We start from the raw sequence: 7,750 nt of genomic DNA, 5'->3' as shown, positions 1-7,750 counted from the left end.
GGTTGAAAGCACCGGTCTTGAAAACCGGCATACGTTAATAGCGTATCTAGGGTTCAAATCCCTATCTCTCCGCCACTATTAAGAAGCCTTGCTAGAAATAGCGAGGCTTTTTTCATTTCCGTACATCTTTATTACTCTATCTGTGCTTGCCAAAAATCAATTCCATATGCGATCTACTTTTCGACAAAGTAATATTGGTATCGGTATTGGTTGTGACATTTTGATTTTTGCTAAGAAGTGCAGTTGCTTCTAAAGCTGTTCATCCTCATCACTGCATGCTGTCCCGATAAGGTTGTTGGAGATGCTTTGTTAAGGTGTTGAACCATCTATTGTCTTATCGTTCTCTTAAAGCACTACCATTGCTTCTCTAGCCCCTTTTACCGGATAGACCGAACAAATAAGCATACTCAAATAGCCACTGTTTCACTGATGTATCTTTTTGTTTTACTCAGTCTAGCGACGCGTGTGCTCTATTGCCTAAATCTAGCTACGTCTTAAAACCATACATCAACAGGCTAAAGTTACGTATTCCTGCATCTTTTAAAATTGTTTTGGATTCTGCTGGAATGACAGGATCAGAGTAGTCAAAAGAGAAGAGGAAAGTGAAACGATAGTGAGTTGCTAGGAAGTTGAGAACTACTTGGGAGCCAATGAATTGGATAAACATATTGATGACTAAGGACTGAAGGGTTAATAGCAGGCAATAAAAAAGCCGACAGGTAAGCTGTCGGCTTGGTTAGGTCATCTTAAGTTAGTCATTCTGTACGAGCGTGAGAGCTTTACGAGAGACTTCGTGAGCAGCTTTGGTTAGATTTTGCTTCTCTAGTGTGTCTGCTAGGAATGCATAGTCAGAGACGTCAGAGCGAAGCTTTAAGGCGATCTCAAAGTGATCCTGGGCTTCTTGCCACCTCTCTTGACGGAAATAGAAGTGCGCTAATGCGCTATGGGCAGCGGCGTTATCCGGTTCTTTCTTCACTACTCCCTCTAAGAAGACCACGACAGGGTGGGTATCTGGCAGGTTTAGATCTGGCAGAAGTTGATAAAGCTCTGGGGCAGGTTGTTTTTTTAATGCTTCTTTTAGCACGGTAAAGGCTTCTGCATCAGCTTTTCGTGTGATGAGTTCTCGAGCAAAACAGGCAACGAGGTTTGTGTCTTGTTTCACTTTACGTGAGAGACTATTCCAATGGGAGATTAGCCCTTCGCTACCTTGTTGTTGCGCTACTTCATGGAGTAAGCCGCACTGCGCCTTTTGAATCAGCTCTGCATGTTCTTCTTCCGTGATGAGTTTTGCTTTGGTTAGTTGTGGCAAGAGGTCAATAAGAGGTTGCCACAACTTTAGCTGCATGTACGTTGTTTTCAGCAAGTTCAATACAATAGAGTTACTCGCATACTGACTTTTTAACGATTGCAAGGTATCGAAAGCGGACTCGAACTCGTTGTCGCGGATAAATTGTTTCGCTCGAGTCAGTTCTACTGCGAGATGGGCGTTCTCTTGTTGGCTCGCTAGCTCTAGATAGTGATCTCGTTTTGCTTTATCACCTTGGCCTTGTGCGGCTTCAGACGCAACCAAGTAGCAAAGCAGCGGCATATCGTGATGATTTGCCCAGCGAGTTACTTTCTTCTCAGCACCTTTCCAGTCACCTTCTAGAAGTTTAATAATGCCTTCATTGGTGTATCGGCGGGAATGGCGCATTTTGCGAACACTGAAGTAGTTCCATGTTGTAGAACTAGCATAAACTAACTTCTTAATCAGGTACTCAAGCAGAAAAAGACCTGCGAGTGCAGCGATAACGAAAACCACTAATGTCGTTACGCTCATCTCGATCGTTTTCTCGGCAATGGAGATGAGTACATAGCCTTGCTGACCAGAAAACTGGGTGCCAACAAATAGTCCTGCGCCTAGTACAACAAATAGGAAAATAAGACGAAACATTACTTATCCTCCATGCCTGTCATCGTTGTGACTTCACGACGTAGGCGTTCACGGATGACATCTGATAGTTGAGACTGACTTTGCAGTTTTGTTGGGTATTCCACTTGAATATTTTGCTGACTTAGCAGGTTAACCGTTTTGTTGAACTCTTTAACGGAATTATCGTCTTGGTTGAAGAAAGCTAATGCCCATTTGTCGGCTGTTTTTAGAGATGTGGTGTAAATTTCACCTTGTTCTTGGTACACCGCTTTTATTGCCGTTTCCAATTTGGCTTTGATGTTTTCTTTCAGGTAAAAGTGTTGCTCAGGAGAAAGCAGTGGAATGACGTTACCATCGCGCGTGCGGAAGGTAATGAAGTTTTCTGAAAAGTCCTTCAAAGAGGTCATTAAGTTATCTTGCCAGTTTGCGATATCTTCAGACACTTCAGTGTTTTCTACGGCTTCAGCTTCAGGTAGCAGTGCATTGGCGAGAGGGAGCTTGTCTACTTGCTGTTGCAGGGCAGTTAAGCGTAGTACCAATCCATCACGGTCAATTAGCGGGATAGTGCGAAGTTTGGTGATATCGTTTGCCATTGCTTTACGTAGTTTGACGAGACTAGGGTCATTCAGCGCTGCAATGCGTTGGTCTGCACTTTCCATCAGTTGAGTCGCGCTTTCTACATCGTGCTCTAAGAACAATTTACGGCCGGCTAATTTGACGAGGTAATCGGCTTCCGCCAATAGCCAGTCGTTTGGTCGACGACCTTTCACATCGGCAACGGCGAGCTGTAAGCTTTCAATGCTCTTCTGTTGCTGTCCAAGTACCACTTCCGCTTTGTGTGTCACGGTTGTTGCTTTCTCGATGGTTTCTTCTTGTACCCGGCTGAGCTCTTGCTTCATGGAAGCTTGAGTGCTTTCTAGCTGACTTTTTAGTTGGGCGATCTGCGCTTGGTAATCGGCTTGCTGTTGATGCAGCTTGTACGCGAGGCCACCGCCAAAAATAATCGATAAGATGATAGCGACCGTGCCTAGTTTGACACCGCGTTTACCTTGTTTTTCTTCAAACTCGACTTTGGTTGGCTCTGCTGTTTTTGGGGGCTCGGCCGCTTGTGGTTGCTCTTTTTTAAGGTCCGCATCCTGCTGCGATGTGGTTTTTTCGACTAGCGGTGTCGATGAGGTTTCTTCGGAAAGGTTTTTATCGTTATTTTTTTGGTCGTTATTTTTACTTGTCATGCCTATATCCTGTGTAGCTAGGGCTGGAGAGCCGCCAGTAATTCTTGGTTGGATGCGCTTCCCGTGCATCTCACGCGAGTGAACCCCCTTTGAATTGCGATGTCAGCGATACGCTGACTGGGGATATACAACTCTTGTTGATTAAGCCAAGTCAATTGCTCCGACGTCAATTGGCTGCACAAATAATCCAGTTGTTCACCACTGGTGACAATAATCTGGTTAATTTGTAGGTTTTTCCATAGTGAGATACAGCTTACTGGATCGAATGGGATGAATTCTCTCTTGTAAGTCTCACTATAGTGAACTTTTGCGCCACGCCTCACCAATGCATCTTTGATCAGCTCTCTTCCGCCGTTACCACGAAGGATAAGAACTTGTTGTTGTGCCACATTGTTGAGCTCTGGCAGTCGCAATAAGTGTTCACTATCACTGACTTGGGGATAGTGTACTTTCTGTTGGGTACATTTGCTTAAATAGTGTGCTGTTTTTTGACCAACGGCAAGGTAAATAGCTTGTTTCGGCCATGACATCCCGTTGCTGGCTAAGATTTGCTGTGCACATTGCACTGCATGTCGACTAACAGCGATAACAATTTGAGCTTGATGTAGATGTTTAGAGAGGTGCGTGTCCGTGAGATCGGCGACAATGTCGATCAGAGGATGGTGATATGCGGAAATGCCGTGCCTTTCGAGCAGAGAGCAAAGCGCGTTGCCTTGCTCTCCCGGCCGAGTGACCAACACTGCCATGGTTATTCGTGATCTGCGTACAGCTTAGTTAGGATTTCACGAGCGCCGTTATCTAGCAGCTCATTGGCTAGCTGCACTCCTAATGCTTCGCCGTCTTTACGATGGCCACGAATTTCACCACGCACAATTTCGCTGCCATCTGGTTCGCCAACTAATGCGCGTAGCCAAATGTTGTCGCCGTCTAGCAGGGCATAGCTGCCGATAGGTACCTGACAGCCGCCTTCTAGCGTAAGGTTCATTGCGCGCTCACACAAAACGCGGTCTACGGTGTCTTGGTGGTTAAGTGGCTCAAGCAGCTTAAGCAGTCTTTCATCGTCAAGGCGGCACTCAATACCGACAGCACCTTGCCCTACCGCTGGTAGTGATTGCTCTGGTTCGATAAAGCTACGAATGCGCTCTTCAAGCATCAATCGTTTGAGGCCAGCCGCAGCAAGAATGATTGCATCATACTCACCCGCATCTAACTTACCAAGGCGAGTGCCCACATTACCGCGAAGCTCTTTGATGATGATGTCCGGACGATATTCTTTCAGTTGGCATTGACGGCGCAAACTGCAAGTACCAACCACGGCACCTTGAGGGAGCTCATCAATGTGGCTATAGGTATTAGAGACGAAGGCATCACGAGGATCTTCACGCTCACAAATGGTCACGAGGCCAAGGCCTTCTGGGAAATCGACGGGTACGTCTTTCATTGAGTGAACGGCGAGGTCTGCACGTCCTTCTAGCATCGCGATTTCAAGCTCTTTTACGAACAAGCCTTTGCCGCCAACTTTTGCTAGTGGTGTATCTAAAATCACGTCACCTTTGGTCACCATGGTTACTAACTCGACTTCCAAGCCAGGGTGAGCGGCTTGAAGGGCGTCTTTAACAAAGTAAGCTTGCCATAAAGCAAGAGGGCTTTTTCGAGTTGCAATGCGAATCGGTGTGGATTGTGTCATGATCTTCTCAATGCTGTTTGGATTTGGGTTTATCCTACCATTCTCATCAAGAAATGCTTACTGTTAGTTCGTTATCTCTGAAGGCTATGAATGGAATTACATGACGTTATGAAAATAGTGTGACTGGATTCTCAATTAGACTAAGGACTATTATTAGTAATAGGTAATAAGAGCGAAACTACCGCGCGATTAATTTTGTGACTAAAGTATGGTTTTGTATCCAGAGTGATACGCGGGCGTGAAGCTTTACCCGCACCAATAAAAGTGTTAAATTGATCACGTTTTTAAGCCATTTTGGTTTAAAACGTCAGCAGATTTTCGTGATTGTTCAACCAAGGAATTCCCCTTGCAGGCTTACACCCAAAAAATCATCCAGCGACTAGATAATTTGAATCAGCAGCGAGTTGATCGCGCGCTGGCGCTTATGGATTCGCAAAGCCAGCAAGTCTTCCATTTGATTCCTGCCTTGTTGAATTACAACCATCCTGTAATTCCTGGCTATTATGATGCCGATGTCCCTTTTGGTGTGCATGGGCTTGAACTAAATAGCATTCAGCAACAATTCATAGATGATATTCAACTTGCCATTGGTCAGCCGCTCAAGACGGTAGAAAAGCCCGCTATATTGGGTTTGTACACCATGGGCAGTACCTCCTCGATTGGTCAAAGTACTTCCAGTGATTTGGATATTTGGGTGTGTATCTCACCAGAGATGGATTGTGACGAACGCGAGTTATTGACCAATAAATGCCTACTCATCACGGATTGGGCACAAAGCAAAGGCGTGGAAGCGAACTTTTTCTTAATGGATAAAGAGCGCTTTAGAAGCAATCATTCTGAGGAGATGACAGGTGATAACTGTGGTTCATCTCAGCACTTACTTTTGCTAGATGAATTCTATCGTAGTGCGGTGCGTATTGCCGGACAGCGTTTGTTATGGCAAATCGTGCCGCCAGAAATGGAAGAGTGTTACGACGAGTACGTTTCTCAACTGTGCAGTGATGGTTACATCGACTGTAGTGAATGGATCGACTTTGGTAAATTGAACTGCATTCCTGCTGAAGAATACTTCGGCTCGAACTTGTGGCAGTTATACAAAAGCATCGACTCTCCCTACAAATCGGTATTAAAAGCCATCTTGCTAGAAGCTTACTCGTGGGAATACCCGCATACTCAATTGTTAAGTATCGACACTAAGCGTCGTTTCTTTGCCCATGAGCCTGACCTCTATGGCATGGATGCGTACTACTTAATGTTGGAAAAAGTAACCCGTTACCTAGAGCGAATTCAAGACGATACACGTTTGGATTTGGTGCGTCGCTGTTTCTATCTCAAAACCCATGAAAAACTATCTCGTGAGCCGAATATTGGCTCAGTAGCTTGGCGTCGTGAAGCACTGAGCGATATGATTGCAAAATGGAATTGGGATGCCAGTGTCGTTGCAGAGCTCGATGACCGCCGTAATTGGAAGGTTGAACAAGTAAAGGTGGTACATCATGCATTGCTGGATGCGTTGATGCAAAGCTACCGTAACTTGATTCAATTTGCGCGTCGTAACGACATCACTTCTGCTATCAGTCCGCAAGACATCAGTATTTTGGCCCGTAAACTCTACGCGGCTTTTGAAGTATTGCCGGGCAAAGTAACGTTACTAAACCCACAGATTTCACCTGATCTGCACGAGCCTGACTTGAGCTTTATCGAAGTGAAAAAAGGGGGGGTAAACAAGTCTGGTTGGTACCTCTATAAACAACCGCTTATTGCGCACCGCATTTTGGGGCAACCATATCTAGAGCATCATGAATACTTGAGTAAGTTGGTTGCTTGGGCATTCTTCAATGGCTTGATCACTGAATCGACTCGTTTACATGCCGTGGTACGTGAAGCGCAGCTAGATATTGATAAGTTTTACCAAATGGTGAGTGACTTACGAAATACTTTTGCGTTGCGTAAGCGTCGTCCATCTATGCAGGCGCTAGCGAGTCCTTGTGAAATAAGCCAGCTTGCGATGTTCATCAACTTCGAAAATGATCCGACGTCTGAACTTTCTGGTCGTTCGTTGAAAGTGGATGTTAAGAACACCGATATTTTTAGCTTTGGTCCAGAACATAAAAATTTAGTCGGCAGTGTTGACCTTGTTTACCGTAACTCTTGGCATGAAGTGCGTACGCTGCATTTCAAAGGGGAAACGGCGATGCTGGATGCACTGAAAACCATTTTGGGCAAAATGCACCAAGATGCGTTGCCACCAGAATCAGTGGATGTGTTCTGCTATGCGAAGAACATGCGTGGTGTGATGCGTAATATGGTTTACCAGCTTTTAGCTGAATGTATCGACTTACGCTTGAAACCAGTAGAGCAAGAGAAACGCCGCCGCTTTAAAGCGATGCGTCTTGGTAACCAGACTTATGGGTTGTTCTTTGAACGTCGTGGTGTGTCGGTGCAGAAGCTAGAAAATTCCATCGATTTCTACCGCAGCATTTCTACTAACAAACTCAAAGGCTCGCCGCTGTTAATGCTCGATCGTGAGCAAGAATATCAAATGCCGGAGGCGGTGGATGGGTTTGCCAGTGAAGGTCTGGTGCAGTTCTTCTTTGAAGATAACGAAGATGGCTTCAATATTTATGTTTTGGATGAGTCAAATCAAGTGGAAGTGTATCACCAATTTAGTGGCTCCAAAGATGAAATGATTTCGTCTGTAAACAGCTTCTACACGTCGGTAAAAGACGATAGTCGCGTCGCGTCGAAGTTTATTAACTTTAACCTGCCTCAGTACTATCAAATTATTCACCCTGAAGAGGGGAATGCGTATATCATTCCTTACCGTAATGACGGTTGTTCACCGAGTCGCCCGACCAAAACTGTGAACGCGTAATTAAACCCGTATCAATAAACAAAAAGAGCACTTCGGTGCTCTTT

General features: G+C 45.2%; 5 protein-coding genes. 1 reads left to right on the top strand and 4 read right to left on the bottom strand.

The features are described from left to right. Positions 1–751 precede the first annotated feature (751 nt). Genes R7Q41_RS22240 through hemC form a run of 4 tightly spaced genes read right to left on the bottom strand, consistent with a single transcriptional unit; the run spans position 752 to position 4,831 of the window. Positions 752–1,933 carry a heme biosynthesis protein HemY gene (locus R7Q41_RS22240; RefSeq protein ID WP_005378752.1) on the bottom strand — a complete coding sequence of 394 codons (1,182 nt, stop codon included), beginning with the start codon at positions 1,931–1,933 and terminating at the stop codon, positions 752–754. Beyond that, positions 1,933–3,144 (bottom strand): uroporphyrinogen-III C-methyltransferase, encoded by a 1,212-nt coding sequence (locus R7Q41_RS22235; protein WP_206971043.1) that lies wholly within the window; start codon positions 3,142–3,144, stop codon positions 1,933–1,935. Before R7Q41_RS22235 ends, R7Q41_RS22240 begins: the two co-directional genes overlap by 1 nt. Positions 3,145–3,161: 17 nt before the next feature. Next, on the bottom strand, positions 3,162–3,890 hold the full coding sequence (locus R7Q41_RS22230) for a uroporphyrinogen-III synthase (protein WP_005383386.1): 729 nt from the start codon (positions 3,888–3,890) through the stop codon (positions 3,162–3,164). A 2-nt stretch (positions 3,891–3,892) separates the two neighbouring features. Next, positions 3,893–4,831, bottom strand: coding sequence for a hydroxymethylbilane synthase (hemC, locus tag R7Q41_RS22225; protein WP_206971042.1), 939 nt, complete (start codon positions 4,829–4,831; stop codon positions 3,893–3,895). Positions 4,832–5,177: 346 nt separating this feature from the next. On the opposite strand from hemC, the gene R7Q41_RS22220 reads away from it, so the two are divergent. Next, the gene (locus R7Q41_RS22220; protein WP_005378748.1) at positions 5,178–7,706 is read left to right on the top strand and encodes a class I adenylate cyclase; all 2,529 of its coding nucleotides are present in this window, start codon (positions 5,178–5,180) and stop codon (positions 7,704–7,706) included. The last annotated feature ends 44 nt before the right edge of the window (positions 7,707–7,750 follow it).

Source organism: Vibrio sp. 2096, from assembly GCF_033339595.1.
Taxonomy (GTDB): Bacteria; Pseudomonadota; Gammaproteobacteria; order Enterobacterales; family Vibrionaceae; genus Vibrio; species Vibrio alginolyticus.
This window is presented reverse-complemented; position numbering and strand designations above follow the sequence as displayed.